We start from the raw sequence: 18123 nt of genomic DNA, 5'->3' as shown, positions 1-18123 counted from the left end.
GACGATGCCGGGGTTTTCGTGGGGTTCTTATCCGGCCGCGCGGGCGTCCGGCTTGAAGCCGATCAGGTCGTCGTCGACGGTGAACCGCCCGCCTTTCAGCTTTTCGATCTTGCCCTGGCGCAGCAGCTGGCCGAACGAGCGCAGGCCATCTTCGCGGCTGAACTGGTATTCCTCGACCTGGCGGGCCTTGTTCATCAGCTGCGGCCGCGAGAATTTCTGGCGCCCCTCCACATACGACATGTAGCTGGCGGCGGCTTCCATCAGCTCGGACAGGTTCTTGACGCCGACCTTTTCCGCGAAGGCGGCGAAACCGTCACCGTCGTCTTGCGCGGCCATGGGGGCCGGCTCGTCCTGGATTTCGGCCAGCGAGACGCGGCGCGGGCGCACGACCTGGGTCTGGGCGGGGCTGGCGGCATCGACGCGCTGTTCGGCGACCAGCTTCAGCGGTGCCGGTTTGGTCACGGGGCGGCGCTGTTGCTCGGCCTCGGGTTCGGCGCTGCGGGGACGGCGCGGACGGACCACGCTGTTCAGATCGTCGCGATAAGCGTGCAGGCTGTCGTCGCCACGGTTCAGGCCGCCACCGGCCTCGGTCTCGGCGCGGGTCGCCTGGACGGCAGCGCGCAGATGGGCGATGGCGCTGCGGCGATGGGCACCTTCGGGGCGGTCCATCTCGACGCGGGCCTTGTCCATCAGCCGGCCGACATCGGTTTCGGCTTTGCCAACCGGAGCTGCGGGCGCTGCGGGCTTTTCGTCTTCGTCGAAGATGGAATCGAGTTCGGCTTCGAAGTCGTCCGCGTCTTCGGCGTCTTCGTCGATGGGATCAGAAATGCCCGACAGTTCGGATTCGACGCGCGCCAGTTCGGCCAGCAGGTCTTGTTCGTCCTCGGGCGACAGGCCGTCGGAATCGTCGGTGCTAAGCGCGCCCGAGGCGACCGCGGCGTCGAAATCCGAGCGCTTCATGCGGATCACACGGGTGCGGGCGGGGGCCTCTTCGGCGACTTCCGGTTCAGCTTCGGCTTCGGCGATGTCGGCGGCCAGCTGCGGGTCTTCGGGCTGATCGTCCTCCAGCAGATCCTCGAAGCTGTCGTCCTCGTCCAGGTCTTCGAACGCGTCGTCCTCGGCCAGATCCATCGGCTGTTCCGAGGTGTCGCGCAGGGCAGCCGCAATGGACGCGGCGGTCGCGTCCGAGGCATCCTCGGCGTGTTCGTCTTCGGAATAGGCGGGCGGCTGCGCTGCGGCCTCGGCATTGCGGGACACAACGGCCCGGATGCGTGACAGCTTGGCGGCGACGCTTTCCTCGTCCAGCTTCGGTGCAATGGGGGCGGGTTCGGGGATGACGGCCTCTTCGGGTTCGTCCTCGATCAGTTCTTCCAGCTCTTCGGGTTCTTCGATCACCTCGGGTGCGGCGGCGACCACAGGCTCGGCCACAGGGGCCGGAGCGGGCTTGGGCGCTTCGACGGCGGCGGGCGGCGTGGCGACGGCGGGTTCAGCTTCTTCGGTGGGGCGCAGCACCACGGCACCGTGTTCCATCCGCGCCTCGACCCGGCGGGCCACCTCTCGCTCGGCGATGCGGGCCAGCATTTCGGTGTCCGGTGTCGGCGGTTCCGCACCGAAATACCGGTCATCCTGCGCCAGATCCCGAAAGTATTCCGCGATGGCCTTCATCGTGTTGAACGAGTCGTCGAATCCTTCCAACGTGCAGGAGAAGGTTCCGTAGGAGACCGTCAGAATTTTGCTCGTGTTGACCATGACTACTCGCTTCCTGGTTATTATGACCCATTGTTTACCATGAGGAACCAGACCAAAGAGGCTCGAATCTTGGGTTTTTACAGTATCATTTTATGGCGATATTGTGATCCCTACGGTTAACGGGCACTAAACGGCATATGAATAAGCCGATTTTTCACTCAGAGCAGGCAGTCACACTGATCGGGGCGGGGGGCGCCACGGGGGCGACCTTGCGCCGGGCGCTGGATTTGGCGCCGCGGATTGTCGCCGCAGACGGGGGGGCAGACGTGGCCCTGGCGCACGGATTGACGCCCGAGGCGGTGATCGGCGACCTCGATTCCCTTTCCGCGCGCGCGCGCGAGGCGCTGGGGCCAGAGCGTATCCACCGCATCCCGGAACAGGACAGCACCGATTTCGACAAGGCGCTGCGCAGCATCGCGGCCCCGCTGGTGATCGGCGTGGGGTTTGAGGGCGACCGGCTGGATCACCTGCTGGCCTGTTTCAACACCCTGCTGCGGCGGCCGGAACGGCGCTGCCTGCTGCTGACCGCCGATCAGGTGGTGTTCCTGTGTCCTGCGAAGGCGCATTTTGATCTGGAGCCCGGCACGCTGGTGTCGCTGTTCCCGATGGCCGAGGTGCGCGGGCAGTCCAGCGGGCTGGAATGGCCGATCGAGGGGCTGAGTTTTGCGCCCTATGGCCGCGTGGGGACGTCGAACCGGGCGGTGGGCGCGGTGGACCTGCAGATGGATGCGCCCCGGATGATCGTCATTCTGCCGCTGGTGGCGCTGGAGGCGGCGGTGCGGGCTGTGCTGACGGGCGATGGGTGGCCCGTTCTCTGAACACGATATAAAGGCCTGAGGCCATCGTGATCGTGATCCCCATGGCGGCCAGACCGTTGGGCAGATCCTTGAAAAGTAGCCAGCCGATGGCGGTGGCAAAGGGGATTTCCAGATATTGCATCGGGGCCAGCGTGGTCGAGGGCGCAAAGCGCAGCGACCAAGTCATCACCAGATGTGCGAGTGTACCGACGAGGCCGATCAGGAACAGCAGCACGGCTTGGTTAACGGTCGGCACCACCAGCGAAAAGCTGGGCCAATGCAGGACGGTGCCGATCAGCATCACCGGGGCCAGGATCAACGAGGCGATGGCCCCGCTGACGGCTTGCAGGGCGATGGGGTCGGTGTCCTTGGCGATCTGGCGCGTGACCAGCATGAACAGGGCGAACACGACGGCCACGCCCAAAGGCAGCAGCGCCGGCAGGCCGACCTGCGCGAAACTGGGCTGGATCACCAGAAGGGTGCCTCCGAACCCGATCACGCAGGCTATCAGGCGGCGCGGGCCGACATCCTCGTGCAGGACGTATTTGCCCAGCAACAGCATCAGGAACGGCATCACGAAGGCGATGGCGATGGCGTCGGCCAGTGGTAAAAAACGTAGCCCCGTGAACATCATACCGATCCCGGCGATGTGCAGCAGGGTGCGCCAGACGGTCAGCCTCAGCAGACGGCCGCGCAGGCGCCACGGGCGGCGGGTGGCCAGCGTCAGCGGGGCCAGGAACAGGGCCTGCGCCAGAAAGCGGACCATCAGGATCATGGCGACCGACAGCGATGCGCCCAACAGTTTCGCCAACGCATCACCCAAGGGGGCGAGCGCGCAAAACAGCAGCATCAGCAGGATGCCAAGAAAGGGGCGATCAGTTTGCATCGGCGCAGATTAGAAGCGCGCCGGTCGGGCGGCAAGGCCGTGGAAATTCGGTGCGGTTTGGGGTGGTCTAGCGGCGTGTGACGAAATTGTTCAGCAATTCGGCACGTTTACGGCCAACCCCCCGAGCGAGGTTTCCTTGTAATGCTCGTGCATGTCGCGGCCGGTCTGACGCATGGTTTCGATCGCGGCGTCCAGCGGGACAAAGTGCTGGCCGTTGCCGCGCAGCGCCAGCGAGGCGGCCGAGACGGCCTTGATCGCGCCCAGCCCGTTACGCTCGATGCAGGGCACCTGAACCAGCCCCTTCACCGGGTCGCAGGTCATGCCCAGATGATGCTCCAACGCGATTTCCGCAGCGTTTTCAATCTGCTCCGGGGTGCCGCCCATTACGGCACACAGCCCGGCAGCGGCCATTGCGGCGGCCGAGCCGACCTCGGCCTGACAGCCCGCCTCGGCCCCGGAAATCGAGGCATTGTACTTGATCAGCCCGCCAATCGCGGCGGCGGTCAGCAGAAATTCGTCGACTTTTGAAGGTGTTGCGCCGGGAACGTGGTCCAGCCAATAGCGGATGACCGCAGGCAGCACCCCGGCGGCGCCATTGGTGGGGGCGGTGACGACCTGACCGCCGGCGGCGTTCTCTTCGTTGACGGCCATTGCGTAGGTGCTCATCCAGTCGTTGATGACGTGTGGGGCCGAGATGTTGAGGCCGCGCTCGGCCTGCAACGCATCATGTATGGCTTTGGCGCGGCGTTTGATCTTCAGCCCGCCGGGCAGGATGCCGTCATTGGTCAGGCCGCGCTCGATGCAGGCGTTCATCACGTCCCACAGCCGCGCCATGCCGTCCTTGAGGTGCGCGTGCGAGTTGCGAGACAGCTCGTTCGCGGCCTTCATCTGGGCGATGGTCTTGCCAGATTGTTCAGCCATTTCAAGCATTTGCGCGGCAGTTTTGAACGGGAACGGCACCGGCGGGCCCTGATCGGTGTCCTGTCCGGCGGCCAGTTGTGCCTCGGTCAGGACGAAGCCGCCGCCGACGGAATAGTAGGTTTCCTGCAAGATCACGTCGCCCTGCGCGTCGGTGGCCATCAGGATCATGCCGTTGGCGTGGCCGGGCAGGGGGTGGTCGTAATCAAAGATCAGGTCGGATTTCGGGTTGAAATTCAATGGGTTGAAGTCGGGGAGAAGGATTTTGCCGGTGGCGTTGATCTGCTCCAGAACGGCCTCGGCGCGGGCGTGGTCGTAGCTTTCGGGGGTGAAACCGGCCAGCCCCAGAACGGTGGCGCGGTCGGTTGCGTGGCCCACCCCGGTAAAGGCCAGAGAGCCATGCAAGGACGCCCGCAAACCGTGGAAGTCGAACGGAGATTTTCGCATGAAATCAAGGAATTGCGCGGCAGCCACCATCGGCCCCATCGTGTGCGAGGAGGACGGGCCGACGCCTATTTTGAACATGTCGAAGACCGAAAGAAACATCGCGCACCCCTGTTGTTTCGCCCATTCTAGCACCGGACAGGGGGGCGCGACCCCCGCGATTTGCGACGTTTCAGCGGGGAAAACCGCTGTGGTCACGATGCGTTAACCCCGGAAATCGTATGATTCCCGGGGAAAAACGTACAACTCTTTTGCGGTGCTCAGGCCGGGATGCAGGGGAAGAGGTAGATGGCGACCTCGGTCGTGCGGGTGAAGCGGATCGGCGCGAAATCGACGGCGCGGCCGCCGATGGTGATGGCGCCGGGTTGAAAGACCACGCGGGCGGCCTCGGCGTTGCCCGTGGGCGACGGGAAGGTCACGTAGGCCCCGTTGAACTGGAGGCCGTGTTCCGCGTTGGTGTTGTTATGCGTCTTGCGGGTCGCGGGGGCGTAGCTTTTGCCGCCCTCCTCAAGGCGGATGCGGCCCGGATTGATCCGGACGGACTGGATCGGGCCGAGCTTTTTGCGCTGCAGGATCTGCAGATCGACGGTGGCGTGGGGCTTGGCCTGTTCCGGGGGCGAGGCCCACAGCGAAACGCGGACATCGGCGGTGCCGATCTGGCGGTTTGCGACGGATTTGGCGTTGTTCATCATGCAACCGCTGCCGCCGCCCTGAACGGGAACGCATCGGCGGGATTGGGGGCATACACTTTGCTGGAAATCGGAACGGGGGCACAACCGGCCAAGGCAACAAGCACTGCGGAAACAGAGGTCAGAAGACGGGTCATGGAAAATATCCTTTAATAAATTGACCAAAAATATGGGCAATGACACAGCGTAAGGCGCAAAGGTAACATAATCCAAGGAATTTCGGCCTGCGCGCGCCAAGGCGGATCGCGGAAAACGGGCGCTTCCCCCTCGCACCTTTGCGGCAACTTTTCTATAAGCGTTTCAGAACCATTGGAGTCACCGCCATGACCGGAGAATTGTCACCCATCGACAAGGCCAAGTTCGTCGCTGCCAAGCGGGCGGTGGACTTTGTCGAGGACGGGATGAAGGTCGGTCTGGGCACGGGTTCGACCGCGGCATGGATGGTGCGCTGCCTGGGCGAGCGCGTGCGCGAAGAGGGGCTGCGGATCAAGGGGGTGCCGACCTCGGCCCGGACAGCGATGCTGGCGCGCGAGGTGGGGATCGACGTGATCAGCCTGGACCAGGCGCGCTGGCTGGACGTCACCATTGATGGCGCGGACGAGTTCGACGGCGAGTTCAACCTGATCAAGGGCGGCGGCGGGGCGCTGTTGCAGGAAAAGATCGTGGCGACGGCCAGCGACCGGATGATCGTGATCACGGATGCCAGCAAAGAGGTCGAGACGCTGGGCGCGTTTCCCCTGCCGGTCGAGGTGATCCCGTTCGGCTGGCAGACCAGCAAGGCGCTGCTGGAGGAATTGCTGATCTCTCTGGACGTGATGGGGCGCGAAACGACGCTGCGGATGAACGGCGCGGTGGCCTATGTGACGGACGAGGGCAACCACATTCTGGACCTGCACCTGAACCGCATCGGGAACGCCCGCCAGCTGGCGATGGCGCTGAACCAGATCCCGGGCGTGGTTGAAAACGGGCTGTTCATGGATATTTGTGACACGGTGGTCATCGGCTACGGCGACGGTCGGGTCGAAACACGCGACATTAACGAGGGTTCGGTACAGCATGACCGTCTGGATTTCGTCGAGGCGGACAACCTGTTCACGGACCTTTCTGACTGAGGACAACTGATGCAATTCGACTATGACCTGTTCGTGATCGGCGGGGGCTCGGGCGGGGTTCGGGCGGCGCGTGTGGCCGCTGGCGACGCCGGTGCCAAGGTGGCGCTGGCCGAAGAGGACCGCTATGGCGGCACCTGCGTGATCCGGGGCTGCGTGCCGAAAAAGCTGATGGTGTTTGCCAGCGAGTTTTCCGGCATGGCGGCGGATGCCGAGGCGTACGGCTGGGACATCCAGCTGGGCGCGTTCAGCTGGGACGCGTTCAAGGACAAGCTGAACGCGGAACTGGACCGTCTGGAGGGCGTGTATCGGCGGCTGCTGGCGGGCTCGGGCGTTCAGACGTTCGATGCGCGGGCCAAGGTCGTGGATGCGCATACGGTCGAGCTGTCGACGGGCGAGCGCAAGACGGCCAAGCATATCCTGCTGGCGATGGGCGGGCGTCCGGTGAAGGTGGACGTGCCGGGGGCGGAGCTGGCCATCACCTCGAACGACATTTTCCATCTGTCGGAAATGCCGAAGAATATCCTGATCCTGGGCGGCGGCTATATCGCGTGCGAATTCGCGGGCATCCTGAACGGGCTGGGCGTGGACGTGACGCAATATTACCGCGGCGCGCAGATCCTGCGGGGCTTTGACGACGAAGCGCGCGGGCTGGTGGCCGAGGAAATGATCCAGCGCGGCGTGAAGCTGCACCTGGGCACGAATGTCGAAAGCATGGAGCGGACCAGCGACGGGCGCATCCGTGTGGTGGCGACGAATGGCGACGAGACGGTGTTCGATCAGGTCATGTTCGCCACGGGCCGCGCGCCCAACACCGACGATATGGGTCTGGAACAGGCGGGCGTGAAGCTGGGCCGGGGCGGTCAGGTGATCGTGGATGACTATAGCCAGACGGCGGTGCCCTCGATCTACGCGGTGGGCGATGTGACGGACCGGGTGAACCTGACCCCTGTCGCGATCCGCGAGGGGATGGCTTTCGTGGAAACCGTGTTCAAGGGCAACCCGACCAAGCCCGACCACGAGCTGATCCCGACCGCGATCTTCACCCAGCCCGAGATGGGCACCGTGGGGATGAGCGAGGAAGAGGCGCGCGAGAAGGGCCCGATCGAGGTTTACGCAACCTCGTTCAAGCCGATGCAATCGGCCTTTGCCGGGCGCACGGATCGTGTTCTGATGAAGCTGGTCGTTTGCGCCGACACGCGCCGCATTCTGGGCTGCCACATCGTGGCGCCGGGCGCCGGAGAGATGATCCAGCTGGCCGGAATCGCGGTCAAGATGGGCGCCACGAAAGAGGATTTCGACCGGACCGTGGCGGTGCACCCCACCATGTCCGAGGAAATCGTCACCATGAAGACCCCGGTTCGCCGGGCCTGAGCTTGAATTTTCGCAAAGGCTGCACAGGTTATGGGCAGCCCGAGAACAAAGATAACAAGAGGAAGACTGGTTAATGGCTGGTAATTCTGGCGGCCCCTGGGGCGGCGGCGGAAACAGAGGAGGCGGCGGCGACGACAACCGCCCGAACAACAATGGTGGCCGGCGTCCGCAGGACGATGGCCCGCAGATCCCCGAGATCGACGAGCTGATGAAGAAAGGCCAGGAACGCCTGCGCGTTCTGATGGGCGGCGGCGGTGGCGGCGGCAATGGGCCGGCCAATCGCGGCTCGCGTCCGTCGGGGCCGGGGGTCTCGAAGGGGACCGTGGGGCTGGGCGTGATGGCGGCCGTGGCGCTTTGGGCGTTCGGCAGCTTCTACACCGTGAAGCCCGAAGAACAATCGGTCGAGCTGCTGCTGGGCGAGTTCCACAAGATCGGCAACCCCGGTCTGAACTTTGCGCCCTGGCCGTTCGTGACCGCCGAAGTGGTGAACGTGACCTCGGAACGGACGGAAACCGTGGGTGTGGCGCGCGGCAGCGCGGATTCGGGCCTGATGCTGACCACGGACGCGAATATCGTGGATATCGATTTCCAGGTGGTGTGGAACATCAACGATCCGGCGAAACTGCTGTTCAACATCTCGGACCCGCGCCTGACCGTGCAGGCGGTCTCGGAATCCGTGATGCGCGAGATCATCGCGGCCAGCAACCTGGCGCCGATCCTGAACCGCGACCGCGGCCTGATCGCCGACCGGGTGAAGGAAAACATCCAGTCGATCCTGAACGAGTACGAAAGCGGCATCAACATCGTCCGCGTCAACCTGGAAAAGGCCGACCCGCCGCGCGAAGTGATCGACAGCTTCCGCGCCGTGCAGGCCGCCGAACAGGAACGCGACCGACTGCAACGTCAGGCCGATGCCTATGCCAACAAGGTGCTGGCCGAAGCGCGCGGTGAAGCGGCGCAAAAGCTGGAACAGGCCGAAGCCTATCGCGCCGAGGTCGTGAACGACGCCCTGGGTGAGGCCAGCCGCTTCAGCGCGGTGCGTGCCGAATACGAAAAGGCCCCCGAAGTGACGCGCAAACGTCTGTACCTGGAGACGATGGAAAAAGTGCTGGGCGAGGTGGACAAGACCATCCTGGACAGCAGCGTGATCGGCCAGGGCGGCTCGGGCGTGGTGCCCTACCTGCCGCTGAACGAACTGCGCAAGGGGGGGAACTGAGCCATGAAGAAACTGACTTATGCCATCCCCGTTGTCGTGATCGCCGTCGTGGGCGTTCTGTCCTCGGTTTTCGTGGTGGATGAACGCGAAAAGGCGCTGGTGCTGCAATTCGGCCAGATCCGCGCCGTCAAGGAAAAGCCGGGCCTGAACTTCAAGGTGCCGCTGATCCAGGAAGTCGTGAAATACGACGACCGTATTCTGTCGCTGGACACCGACGCGATCGAGGTGACCCCCTCGGATGACCGCCGCCTGGTGGTGGACGCCTTCGCGCGCTACCGCATCAGCGACGTGGTGCAGTTCCGTCAGGCCGTCGGCGTCGGCGGCATCCGCGTGGCCGAGGACCGGCTGTCCTCGATCCTGAACGCGCAGATCCGCGAAGTGCTGGGTGCCGATCAGGTGACCTCGGACACGATCCTGTCGCAGGACCGCCGCGTTCTGATGACCCGGATCCGCGACCAGGCCCGCACCTCGGCGCGCAGCCTGGGGATCGAGGTCGTGGACGTCCGCCTGAAGCAGACCAACCTGCCGCAGCAGAACCTTGACGCGACCTTTGCCCGGATGAAAGCCGAACGCGAACGCGAAGCGGCCGACGAAATCGCCCGCGGTAACGAAGCAGCACAACGCGTGCGCGCGCTGGCCGATCGTACCGTGGTCGAAACCCTGTCCGAGGCCGAGCGCGAAGCCCAGGTCACCCGCGGTGAAGCGGACGCCAAACGCAACGCGATCTTCGCCGAAGCCTTCGGCGCGGACCCCGAGTTTTTCGCCTTCTACCGCTCGCTGCAAGCGTACGAAAAGGCGCTGAAGGGCGGAAACTCGTCGCTGGTGCTGACCCCGGACAGCGAGTTCTTCGACTATCTGAAGGCTGACGGCGCGTCGAAATGATCGAAATCGCACTGTTGGCCCTCGGGCTGGTGCTGATCGTGGAGGGGCTGGCCTGGGCGCTGGCCCCTTCGATTATCGAGCAGTTGCTGGAAGCCCTGCGCGCCCTGCCCATGGATCAGCGCCGCCTGCTGGGCCTGACGGCCCTGGCCGTGGGGATATTCTGCGTCTGGGTCGCCAAGACCCTGGGCGCCTGAGCCTGGCCCAACGGTCGGGTTTGAGTATTTGGATCAGAAAGAAGCCAGAATGCGGCGTCCTTCTCCGCCCGCGCGCGAGATGGCAAAAGGACGGCACCCTGGCTTCTTTCTGATGAAAATACTCGCGGCGGAACAGATTGTCCGGGCGCGGGTTGTGACAGGATCACCGGCGGTTCACGGCCACTTGAGGTGCCGCGATGTGGATTGAGTTGAAAACCGGAGCGGGTGCTGGGAAGGTAAGGCCAAACCGGCGCCAGAGGCCGGCATGTTTAGCAGGATCAAAGGAGAGATGGGAGTGAGCAGTCTGGCAGTTTCTGTTCCGAACCAGAAGGGCGCGCTGCGTGCGCTTTGGCTGGGTGTCGTGGCGCTGGCGATGGTGTTGGCGCAGGCCATGAGCGCCTCGGCGCGACCCGACAGCCTGGCCGATCTGGCTGAAAAGATCAGCCCCTCGGTGGTGAATATCACGACCTCGACGGTGGTCGCCTCGCAGGCAGGGCCGAATCCGATCGTGCCAGAGGGCAGCCCGTTCGAGGAATTCTTCAAGGATTTCCAGAACCGTAACCAGGGGCAGGGCGACCGTCCGCGGCGCAGCTCGGCGCTGGGGTCGGGCTTCGTGATTTCCGAGGACGGGTTCATCGTCACCAACAACCACGTCATCGAAAGCGCCGACGAGATCGAGATCGAGTTCTTCGGCGGTGAGACCCTGAAGGCCACGCTGGTCGGCACCGACCCGAACACCGACATCGCCCTGCTGAAGGTCGAGGCGGACAAGCCGCTGCCTTACGTCACCTTTGGTGACAGCGACAAGATGCGTGTGGGCGATTGGGTGATGGCAATGGGCAACCCGCTGGGGCAGGGGTTCTCGGTCAGTGCGGGCATCGTGTCGGCGCGTAACCGGGCGCTGTCAGGCAGCTATGACGACTTCATCCAGACCGATGCGGCGATCAACCGGGGCAACTCGGGCGGGCCGCTGTTCAACATGGACGGAGAGGTGATCGGCGTGAACACCGCGATCCTGTCGCCCAATGGCGGCTCGATCGGGATCGGGTTCTCGATGGCGTCGAACGTGGTCAGCAAGGTCGTGGCGCAGCTGAAGGAATACGGCGAAACCCGCCGTGGCTGGCTGGGCGTGCGGATCCAGGACGTGACCCAGGACGTCGCCGAGGCGATGGGTCTGGAAAAGGTCGCTGGCGTGCTGGTGACGGACGTCCCCGAAGGCCCCGCCAAAGAGGCCGGCATCCTGCAGGGCGACGTGATCCTGTCCTTTGATGGCGTCGATGTCGCGGATACGCGGGGTCTGGTGCGCCAGGTCGGCAATACCGATGTCGGCAAGGCCGTTCGGGTGATGGTGCTGCGCGACGGCAAGACCCAGACGCTGAAGGTCACGCTGGGCCGCCGCGAAGAGGCCGAAGCCGTGCCCGCCGCAGCCGCCAAGCCCGAAGCGACCGAGCCGTCCGAGATGCTGGGCCTGACCCTGAACGTGTTGACCGACCAACTGCGCAAAGAGCTGCAACTGGCCAACACGGCAACGGGCCTGGTCGTGATGGACGTGGTCGAAACCTCGGAGGCCTATGAAAAGGGCCTGCGCGCGGGTGACCTGATCACGGAGGCTGGCCAGCAAAAGCTGGAAACCGTCGCGGATCTTCAAGCCCGCGTGGACGAGGCCAAGGACGCGGGGCGCAAGTCGCTGCTGCTGCTGATCCGCCGCCAGGGCGAGCCGCGCTTTGTCGCGCTGTCCGTGGCCGACTGATCGCAATACTAACTGAAAATGAAAGCCGCCCTTCGGGGCGGCTTTTTCTCGCGCTCATCTGCCAACCGTCCCGCGCGCGGCGGTGTTGGAATTGAGTATTTTCATCAGAAAGAAGCCCATAGTTGGCGTCCTTCTCCGCCCGCGCGCGGGGTGTTGAAGGGACAGCTTTCTGGCTTCTTTCTGATCTAAATACTCAATGGCCCGCCGGTGCGGCCGGGTGCGCGCCTTGAGGTCAGTCCTTGGGCAGGATGACGGCGATCAGGCCGAGTTTGCGGGCGGCGGCGGTTGAGAGGATGCCGGAGTCCAGGCCTTGTGGCTTCTGGTACCGGCGCACGGCGGCGCGGGTGGCGCTGTCCATTTCTCCGGTGATGCGACCGTGGTAGTGGCCGCGCGCGGCCAGGGCGCGCTGGACGGAGGCGACGAAGTCTGGGGTTTGTGCCTCGGGGCAGGGGGTTTCGAACCAGGTGTCGCGGCGTTCGCGGGTGATGCGCTGGTGGGTTTCGGTCTTGTAGATCGCCGGCTGTTCCACCGTGCCGTCGGTGCGGACCTGGGCGGGTTGGAGCATGATCTGCTCTGTCACTGTTTCGATCAGCGCGGGCGTGGTGTGTTTGCCCCAGCACGAACCGGGGCGGGCGCCCGGGGGGGCCTCTTCATAAGACCGGGTGACCTCGGGTTCGGGGGACAGTTCGGGCATGGGCAGGCTGGCGTTGCATGCGGCAACGCCGAACAGCGCCAGAAGGGCCGGTACGGGGAAACGGATCATCTGCTCTGCCTCTTGCGGCTTTTGACGCTAGTGTAGCGCGTTTTGCCGTCATGGGAAAGCGCGGGCTGATGTTCACGCAAAAGGGACTGGTGCCGGGGCGCAGGCTTGGCTAGGTATCTGGGCGATACACCCAACAAAGACGTCAGGAGCCTGCGGAATGGCGAAAATTACCTATATCGAGCATAGCGGCAAAGAGCATGTCGTGGACGTGGCCAACGGGCTGACCGTGATGGAAGGCGCGCGCGACAACAATATTCCGGGCATCGAGGCCGATTGCGGCGGGGCCTGTGCCTGTTCCACCTGCCATGTCTATATCGACAAGTCCTGGGTCGAGCGTTTGCCCGCCAAGGATGCGATGGAGGAGGACATGCTGGATTTCGCCTATGAGCCGAACGCTGAGACCTCGCGTCTGACTTGCCAGATCAAGGTGACCGATGCGCTGGACGGGCTGGTCGTGCACCTGCCCGAAAAGCAGATCTGATGCGCAAGATCGCGCTGGGGCTGGCGTTGTGTCTGGCCCCGGTGACGGCCTTGGCGGGGATTGTCGGGGCCAGCTATGACCGGCCCGTCGCCCGCTATGGCCATGACATCCTGGGCGACACACCCGAATGGGGGGCGTTGCGGCTGCGGATGGCGGATGGGCAGGTCAGGACGTATGTCCTGCCGGGCTCGGAAATCTTCGAGGATATCGCGCCGCGTCTGGCGGATCTGGACGGCGATGGCACGCTCGAGGTGATCGCGGTGCAGACCAGCGTGACGCAGGGCGCGCGGCTGAGCGTCTGGGACGAGACCGGGCTGGTTGCGGCGACGCCCTATATCGGGCGGGCGCATCGCTGGCTGGCGCCGGTCGGCGCGGCGGATCTGGATGGCGACGGCAAGATCGAGATCGCCTATGTCGAAAAACCCCATCTGGCCAAGGTGTTGAAGGTTTGGCGGTTCGACGCGGGCAAGCTGGTTTTCGTGACCGAGCAAGCAGGGTTGACCAACCACAAGATCGGCTGGGCGTTCATCGCGGGCGGGTTGCGGGTTTGCGCGGGGCAGGTGCCGGTGATGGTGACGGCCTCGGGCGATTGGCAGAGCGTGATGGAGACGGTGCTGACGCGTGGACGTCTGCGCAGCGAGGCGCGCGGGGCGTATCGCGGGCCTGAAAGTCTGGAGGCGGCGCTTAGCTGTCGTTAGTCGGCGTGTCCAACGTCGCGATGAGTTGGCTGAGCGGCATGGTGGGCAGCGGCTCCCACGGGCGGTTGGCCCAGCTGAACACCACGCCAAGCGCCAGCAACAGCAGGCTGGGCAGGGCGGCGGCGGCGAAACGGTCGGAGCTGACGCCGCTGGCGATGGCGGCGACGGGCAGGCCGATCCCGACCAGCAGGCAGAGCACGCCCAGAACAAACATCACCACCCGCGCGCGGCCACGGATGCCCCAGCCGATCTGGATTTCGGGCCGGGCGGCGTGCAGCGCGCGCAGGACGGTTGTAATCAGGGTGGTGAAGTCATCTCCGGGGCCCGAAGGGGCGCCGGTTTGCGACAGGCGGCGCGTTTGGCCCTCGGCCTCGAGCTGCAAATAGCGCGAGGTAACGCCGCTGACCGAGGTCTGGGCATAGCTGACCGAGCTGACGGCGCTCAGGTCCAGCTGCCAAAGCGGGGCGTCGTTTTCCAGACGGGTCAGCGTGGCACCATCGACCCGGTACACTTGGGTCGGCCGCATCATGGCGGGCTTGAGCGCTAAGTCTCCCTCCTTCATTGGGATTGGTTCACGACATGGGGGCCGCTGATCTGGCCCAGGGACTGGAACAGGCCCGCCGTGTTGGAGGCGCGGAACTTCTTCAGCAGGCGGCCGCGATGCACCTCGACGGTGCGGTAGGACATGCCGAGGATCTGCGCGATTTCCTTGCTGGTCTTGCCCTCGGCCATCAGCGAGAAGACCTCGCGCTCGCGGCGGGTCAGCGGCTGGTAGGGGCGCGAGCGGGACAGGTCGGCAAAGCTCCAGACGGCGCGTTGCAGGGGGCTGTCGGGCGTGAAGGTGTGGCCGCGTACGCGGACCCAGAAATTCTCGCCGTTCTTGCGCATCATCACGCGCTCGTCCCAGTAGCCGGTATTTTCCTGCAAATCCTTCACCCCACGGTTGCGGATATTCGCAAACTCTTCCTCAGAAGGGTAAAGGATGTTGAACAACCTGTCACGCAATTCGGTGCGGCCATAGCCAAACATACGCGCAAAAGTTGGATTGCAGTCGCGGATGACGCGGTTTTCGGTGACCACCAGCCCGACGGGGGCATAGGTGAACATCAGCTCCATGTAGTCGCCGGTGGCATAGGCGGTATCGACGAGATCAGACATGGTATTCGGGGCTTCGGTCCTTGTGCGTGGGCGCATCTTAGAGCGGGCCGGGGAATTGCGCAAATCCCGGTTGGACTGGCGGGCGCCCGACCAGAGGCAGCCCGCCAGAGCCTAAGCGGTGCTTAGAGCGCGCGCCAGCCGATGTCGCGGCGGCAGAAGCCCTCGGGCCAGTCGATCTGATCGACCATCGCATAGGCGCGGTCGGCGGCCTCGCGCAGGGTGGCGCCGCGGGCGGTGACGTTCAGCACGCGCCCGCCGGTGGCGACGATCTGGCCGTCACGGGCGGCGGTGCCGGCGTGAAAGCACATCTCGTGCGCGGTTTCGGGCAGGCTGTTCAGGCCGTTGATAACGGTGCCCTTCTTGTAGGCACCCGGATAGCCGTTGGCGGCCATCACCACGGTCAGGGCGTGATCGTCGGCCCAGTTGACGGTGGCCTCGGCCAGGCGGCCCTCGGCGCAGGCTTGCATCAGGTCCAGCGCCTGCGCGCCAAGGCGCATCATCAGCACCTGGCATTCGGGGTCGCCGAAACGCACGTTGTATTCGACCAGACGGGGCTGGCCGTCCTTGATCATCAGGCCCGCGTACAACACCCCTTGGTAGGGAGAGCCGCGATCTGCCATCGCCTTCATCGTTGGGCGAATGATCTGGTCCATCGCCAGCTGCGCGATCTCGTCCGACAGGACGGGCGCGGGGGAATAGGCCCCCATGCCGCCGGTGTTCAGGCCGGTATCGCCCTCGCCGACGCGCTTGTGGTCCTGCGCGGTGCCGATGGGCAGGCAGGTCTCGCCGTCGACCAGGATGAAGTACGAGGCTTCCTCGCCCTCCATGAACTCCTCGATCACCACTTCGGCGCCAGCGGCACCGAATTCACCGCCGAACATGTCGTCGATGGCGTCCAGTGCGGTCTGTTCGTCCATCGCCACGATCACGCCCTTGCCAGCGGCCAGACCGTCGGCCTTGACGACGATCGGCGCACCGTTGGCGCGGATATGGGCCTTGGCGGCCTCGGCATCGGTGAAATGGCCGTAACCTGCGGTGGGCGCGTTGGCCGCGTCGCAGATTTCCTTGGTGAAGGATTTGGAGGCTTCCAGCCGCGCCGCCTCTTTCGAGGGGCCGAAGACGCTGAAACCGGCGTTGCGCAGGTCATCGGCCACGCCAGCGGCCAGGGGTGCCTCGGGGCCGACGATGATGAAATCAATCGCGTGTTCCTCGGCAAAGGCGATCACCGCCGCGCCGTTCAGGATGTCCAGATCCGCGCAGGTCGCAATCGCCGCGATCCCCGCATTGCCGGGGGCCACGATCAGCTTGTCGCATTTGGGGTTCTGCATCACGGCCCATGCCAGCGCATGTTCGCGCCCGCCGCTGCCCAGGATCAGGATGTTCATGCCGCCTCTCCGCTTGGCCTTCGATTGCAGGCGTTCTAAGGTGGCTGACGCATGGATACAAGACAGGCCCCGCATGTCCGAACTGTTTGATCAGCCCACCGAGGGGCAAAACGCCCCGGAATTTTCCGTTTCCGAGATTTCGGGGGCGGTGAAACGCATGATCGAGGGCGAGTTTTCCCATATCCGCATCCGAGGAGAGGTGGGCCGCGTGTCGCGCCCGTCCTCGGGGCACCTGTATCTGGACCTGAAGGACGACCGCGCGGTTCTGGCCTCGGTGATCTGGAAGGGCGTGGTGTCGCGCCTGACCACCCGCCCCGAGGAAGGCATGGAGGTCATCGCCACCGGCCGCCTGACCACCTTCCCGGGCCAGTCGAAATACCAGATGGTGATCGAGGATATCCAACCGGCGGGCATGGGCGCGCTGATGGCCATGCTGGAAAAACGCAAGGCCGCGCTGGCCGCCGAAGGGCTGTTCGATGCGGCGCGCAAACGGCCGCTGCCCTATCTGCCCGAAGTGATCGGGGTCGTCACCTCGCCCTCGGGGGCGGTGATCCGTGATATTTTGCACCGGCTGCGGGACCGGTTCCCGCGCAAGGTACTGATCTGGCCGGTGGCGGTGCAGGGCGCCAAATGCGCCCCCGAAGTGGCCAACGCAATCCGCGGCTTCAACGCGCTGACACCGGGCGGCGCGCTGCCCCGGCCCGACCTGATCATCGTCGCGCGCGGCGGTGGCTCGATCGAGGATCTGTGGGGCTTCAACGAAGAAATCGTCGCTCGCGCGGCGGCGGCCTCGGACATCCCGCTGATTTCAGCCGTGGGGCACGAGACGGACACGACGCTGATCGACTACGCCTCTGACATGCGCGCGCCGACGCCCACGGCAGCGGCGGAACTGGCGGTGCCGGTGCGGCTGGAGCTGCTCAGCTGGCTGGACGGCCAGAACGCCCGCCTGTCGCGCGCCCTGACCCAGGGGATCAGCCAACGCGGCCAACGCCTGCGCGATCTGTCGCGCGCCCTGCCCAACGCCAATCGGCTGCTCGACATCCCCCGCCAGAAACTGGACGGCATCGCGGACCGCCTGCCACAGGCCCTGACCCGCTCGGTGCAAAAGCGCCGCCTGGCCCTGTCGGAAACCTCGGGCGCGCTGCGCCCGCGCGCCCTGACCACCCGGATCGAGGCCGAGAAACGCCACCTCGCCACCCTTGGCCCGCGCGTCGACGCCGCCCTGATCCGCGTCCTCCAGATCAAGCGCGAGGCGATGGACCGGCGGGCCGATCGCCTGAACATCAAACCGCTGCAGGCTGATCTCACCCGCAAACGGACCGACCTTGATCGCCTGTCGCAACGCCTGTCCCAGGCCGGGTTGCGCCAGATCGACCAATGGCGCCGCGATATCGACCGGCTGGAACGGTTGCGCCAGACCGTCGGCTACGAGGCGACGTTGAAACGCGGCTACGCGGTGGTTTACGGCGACGGCGCGCTGGTCACCACCAGCACCGCGGCGCAATCCGCCCAGTCGCTGGAAATCGAGTTCGCCGATGGCCGCATGACCGTGGGCACCAAACCCGCCCGCAAATCAGCGCCCAAACCGCCCGAGCAGGGCAGCCTCTTCTAGTTTCTTTCTGATCCA

19 protein-coding genes are annotated in these 18123 nt (G+C 65.0%); 10 read left to right on the top strand and 9 right to left on the bottom strand.

Annotation, left to right across the window (positions count from 1 at the left end):
* Positions 1–27: 27 nt before the first annotated feature.
* Positions 28–1749 carry a hypothetical protein gene (locus tag E7681_RS04245; protein WP_136338036.1) on the bottom strand — a complete coding sequence of 574 codons (1722 nt, stop codon included), beginning with the start codon at positions 1747–1749 and terminating at the stop codon, positions 28–30.
* A 137-nt stretch (positions 1750–1886) separates the two neighbouring features.
* Between E7681_RS04245 and E7681_RS04240 the strand changes: the two genes are divergently transcribed.
* The gene (locus tag E7681_RS04240) at positions 1887–2567 is read left to right on the top strand and encodes a thiamine diphosphokinase (RefSeq protein ID WP_136338035.1); all 681 of its coding nucleotides are present in this window, start codon (positions 1887–1889) and stop codon (positions 2565–2567) included.
* On the opposite strand, the gene E7681_RS04235 is transcribed toward E7681_RS04240, so the two are convergent.
* The 4 genes from E7681_RS04235 to E7681_RS18780 form a co-directional block, all read right to left on the bottom strand.
* Complete coding sequence (locus E7681_RS04235; RefSeq protein WP_136338034.1) at positions 2494–3432, bottom strand: DMT family transporter; 939 nt, start codon at positions 3430–3432, stop codon at positions 2494–2496. The genes E7681_RS04240 and E7681_RS04235 overlap by 74 nt on opposite strands.
* 90 nt (positions 3433–3522) lie before the next feature.
* On the bottom strand, positions 3523–4896 hold the full coding sequence (locus E7681_RS04230) for an L-serine ammonia-lyase (RefSeq protein ID WP_136338033.1): 1374 nt from the start codon (positions 4894–4896) through the stop codon (positions 3523–3525).
* 158 nt (positions 4897–5054) lie between these two features.
* Positions 5055–5486: a hypothetical protein gene (locus E7681_RS04225; RefSeq protein ID WP_136338032.1), complete on the bottom strand. Its 432-nt coding sequence runs from the start codon at positions 5484–5486 to the stop codon at positions 5055–5057.
* On the bottom strand, positions 5483–5620 hold the full coding sequence (locus E7681_RS18780) for a hypothetical protein (RefSeq protein WP_168733157.1): 138 nt from the start codon (positions 5618–5620) through the stop codon (positions 5483–5485). The genes E7681_RS04225 and E7681_RS18780 overlap by 4 nt, the downstream gene beginning before the upstream one ends.
* A gap of 186 nt (positions 5621–5806) precedes the next feature.
* On the opposite strand from E7681_RS18780, the gene rpiA reads away from it, so the two are divergent.
* The 6 genes from rpiA (at position 5807) to E7681_RS04195 (ending at position 12008) form a co-directional block, all read left to right on the top strand.
* A complete protein-coding gene (gene rpiA / locus E7681_RS04220) occupies positions 5807–6595 on the top strand; it encodes a ribose-5-phosphate isomerase RpiA (protein ID WP_136338031.1) in 789 nt (262 codons plus the stop codon).
* A gap of 9 nt (positions 6596–6604) precedes the next feature.
* Entirely contained in the window at positions 6605–7966 is a 1362-nt protein-coding gene (gor, locus tag E7681_RS04215; protein WP_136338030.1) for a glutathione-disulfide reductase, read from the top strand.
* A gap of 73 nt (positions 7967–8039) precedes the next feature.
* On the top strand, positions 8040–9182 hold the full coding sequence (gene hflK / locus E7681_RS04210; RefSeq protein ID WP_136338029.1) for an FtsH protease activity modulator HflK: 1143 nt from the start codon (positions 8040–8042) through the stop codon (positions 9180–9182).
* Positions 9183–9185: 3 nt separating this feature from the next.
* Positions 9186–10064, top strand: coding sequence for a protease modulator HflC (hflC, locus tag E7681_RS04205; protein ID WP_136338028.1), 879 nt, complete (start codon positions 9186–9188; stop codon positions 10062–10064).
* On the top strand, positions 10061–10258 hold the full coding sequence (locus E7681_RS04200) for a DUF2065 domain-containing protein (protein WP_211089764.1): 198 nt from the start codon (positions 10061–10063) through the stop codon (positions 10256–10258). The genes hflC and E7681_RS04200 overlap by 4 nt, the downstream gene beginning before the upstream one ends.
* A 289-nt stretch (positions 10259–10547) precedes the next feature.
* The gene (locus E7681_RS04195; RefSeq protein ID WP_136338027.1) at positions 10548–12008 is read left to right on the top strand and encodes a DegQ family serine endoprotease; all 1461 of its coding nucleotides are present in this window, start codon (positions 10548–10550) and stop codon (positions 12006–12008) included.
* Positions 12009–12240: 232 nt separating this feature from the next.
* Here E7681_RS04195 and E7681_RS04190 read toward each other — a convergent pair whose 3' ends face one another.
* Complete coding sequence (locus E7681_RS04190; RefSeq protein ID WP_136338026.1) at positions 12241–12771, bottom strand: peptidoglycan-binding domain-containing protein; 531 nt, start codon at positions 12769–12771, stop codon at positions 12241–12243.
* 157 nt (positions 12772–12928) lie between these two features.
* Between E7681_RS04190 and E7681_RS04185 the strand changes: the two genes are divergently transcribed.
* Together E7681_RS04185 and E7681_RS04180 are read left to right on the top strand one after the other, a co-directional pair.
* Positions 12929–13252: a 2Fe-2S iron-sulfur cluster-binding protein gene (locus tag E7681_RS04185; protein ID WP_136338025.1), complete on the top strand. Its 324-nt coding sequence runs from the start codon at positions 12929–12931 to the stop codon at positions 13250–13252.
* Complete coding sequence (locus E7681_RS04180; RefSeq protein ID WP_136338024.1) at positions 13252–13950, top strand: FG-GAP repeat domain-containing protein; 699 nt, start codon at positions 13252–13254, stop codon at positions 13948–13950. Before E7681_RS04185 ends, E7681_RS04180 begins: the two co-directional genes overlap by 1 nt.
* On the opposite strand, the gene E7681_RS04175 is transcribed toward E7681_RS04180, so the two are convergent.
* The 3 genes from E7681_RS04175 to purD form a co-directional block, all read right to left on the bottom strand.
* Positions 13937–14476, bottom strand: a complete 540-nt coding sequence (locus tag E7681_RS04175; protein ID WP_168733156.1) for a hypothetical protein — start codon at positions 14474–14476, stop codon at positions 13937–13939. The two genes, E7681_RS04180 and E7681_RS04175, sit on opposite strands and share 14 nt — an antisense overlap.
* Positions 14477–14508: 32 nt before the next feature.
* Positions 14509–15108: a LuxR C-terminal-related transcriptional regulator gene (locus E7681_RS04170; RefSeq protein ID WP_136338022.1), complete on the bottom strand. Its 600-nt coding sequence runs from the start codon at positions 15106–15108 to the stop codon at positions 14509–14511.
* A gap of 122 nt (positions 15109–15230) precedes the next feature.
* Positions 15231–16493: a phosphoribosylamine--glycine ligase gene (purD, locus tag E7681_RS04165; protein WP_136338021.1), complete on the bottom strand. Its 1263-nt coding sequence runs from the start codon at positions 16491–16493 to the stop codon at positions 15231–15233.
* 73 nt (positions 16494–16566) lie between these two features.
* Between purD and xseA the strand changes: the two genes are divergently transcribed.
* Positions 16567–18108 carry an exodeoxyribonuclease VII large subunit gene (gene xseA, locus E7681_RS04160; RefSeq protein WP_136338020.1) on the top strand — a complete coding sequence of 514 codons (1542 nt, stop codon included), beginning with the start codon at positions 16567–16569 and terminating at the stop codon, positions 18106–18108.
* The last annotated feature ends 15 nt before the right edge of the window (positions 18109–18123 follow it).

It is taken from the genome of Thalassobius vesicularis (assembly GCF_004799325.1).
Lineage (GTDB): Bacteria > Pseudomonadota > Alphaproteobacteria > Rhodobacterales > Rhodobacteraceae > Thalassobius > Thalassobius vesicularis.
This window is presented reverse-complemented; position numbering and strand designations above follow the sequence as displayed.

What these genes read in the sequence shown, in the direction of transcription:
- E7681_RS04245 (WP_136338036.1), bottom strand. Translation starts at nt 1,749, where the DNA reads ATGGTCAACACGAGCAAAATTCTGACGGTCTCCTACGGAACCTTCTCC.
- E7681_RS04240 (WP_136338035.1), top strand. Translation starts at nt 1,887, where the DNA reads ATGAATAAGCCGATTTTTCACTCAGAGCAGGCAGTCACACTGATCGGG.
- E7681_RS04235 (WP_136338034.1), bottom strand. Translation starts at nt 3,432, where the DNA reads ATGCAAACTGATCGCCCCTTTCTTGGCATCCTGCTGATGCTGCTGTTT.
- E7681_RS04230 (WP_136338033.1), bottom strand. Translation starts at nt 4,896, where the DNA reads ATGTTTCTTTCGGTCTTCGACATGTTCAAAATAGGCGTCGGCCCGTCC.
- E7681_RS04225 (WP_136338032.1), bottom strand. Translation starts at nt 5,486, where the DNA reads ATGATGAACAACGCCAAATCCGTCGCAAACCGCCAGATCGGCACCGCC.
- E7681_RS18780 (WP_168733157.1), bottom strand. Translation starts at nt 5,620, where the DNA reads ATGACCCGTCTTCTGACCTCTGTTTCCGCAGTGCTTGTTGCCTTGGCC.
- rpiA (WP_136338031.1), top strand. Translation starts at nt 5,807, where the DNA reads ATGACCGGAGAATTGTCACCCATCGACAAGGCCAAGTTCGTCGCTGCC.
- gor (WP_136338030.1), top strand. Translation starts at nt 6,605, where the DNA reads ATGCAATTCGACTATGACCTGTTCGTGATCGGCGGGGGCTCGGGCGGG.
- hflK (WP_136338029.1), top strand. Translation starts at nt 8,040, where the DNA reads ATGGCTGGTAATTCTGGCGGCCCCTGGGGCGGCGGCGGAAACAGAGGA.
- hflC (WP_136338028.1), top strand. Translation starts at nt 9,186, where the DNA reads ATGAAGAAACTGACTTATGCCATCCCCGTTGTCGTGATCGCCGTCGTG.
- E7681_RS04200 (WP_211089764.1), top strand. Translation starts at nt 10,061, where the DNA reads ATGATCGAAATCGCACTGTTGGCCCTCGGGCTGGTGCTGATCGTGGAG.
- E7681_RS04195 (WP_136338027.1), top strand. Translation starts at nt 10,548, where the DNA reads ATGGGAGTGAGCAGTCTGGCAGTTTCTGTTCCGAACCAGAAGGGCGCG.
- E7681_RS04190 (WP_136338026.1), bottom strand. Translation starts at nt 12,771, where the DNA reads ATGATCCGTTTCCCCGTACCGGCCCTTCTGGCGCTGTTCGGCGTTGCC.
- E7681_RS04185 (WP_136338025.1), top strand. Translation starts at nt 12,929, where the DNA reads ATGGCGAAAATTACCTATATCGAGCATAGCGGCAAAGAGCATGTCGTG.
- E7681_RS04180 (WP_136338024.1), top strand. Translation starts at nt 13,252, where the DNA reads ATGCGCAAGATCGCGCTGGGGCTGGCGTTGTGTCTGGCCCCGGTGACG.
- E7681_RS04175 (WP_168733156.1), bottom strand. Translation starts at nt 14,476, where the DNA reads ATGCGGCCGACCCAAGTGTACCGGGTCGATGGTGCCACGCTGACCCGT.
- E7681_RS04170 (WP_136338022.1), bottom strand. Translation starts at nt 15,108, where the DNA reads ATGTCTGATCTCGTCGATACCGCCTATGCCACCGGCGACTACATGGAG.
- purD (WP_136338021.1), bottom strand. Translation starts at nt 16,493, where the DNA reads ATGAACATCCTGATCCTGGGCAGCGGCGGGCGCGAACATGCGCTGGCA.
- xseA (WP_136338020.1), top strand. Translation starts at nt 16,567, where the DNA reads ATGTCCGAACTGTTTGATCAGCCCACCGAGGGGCAAAACGCCCCGGAA.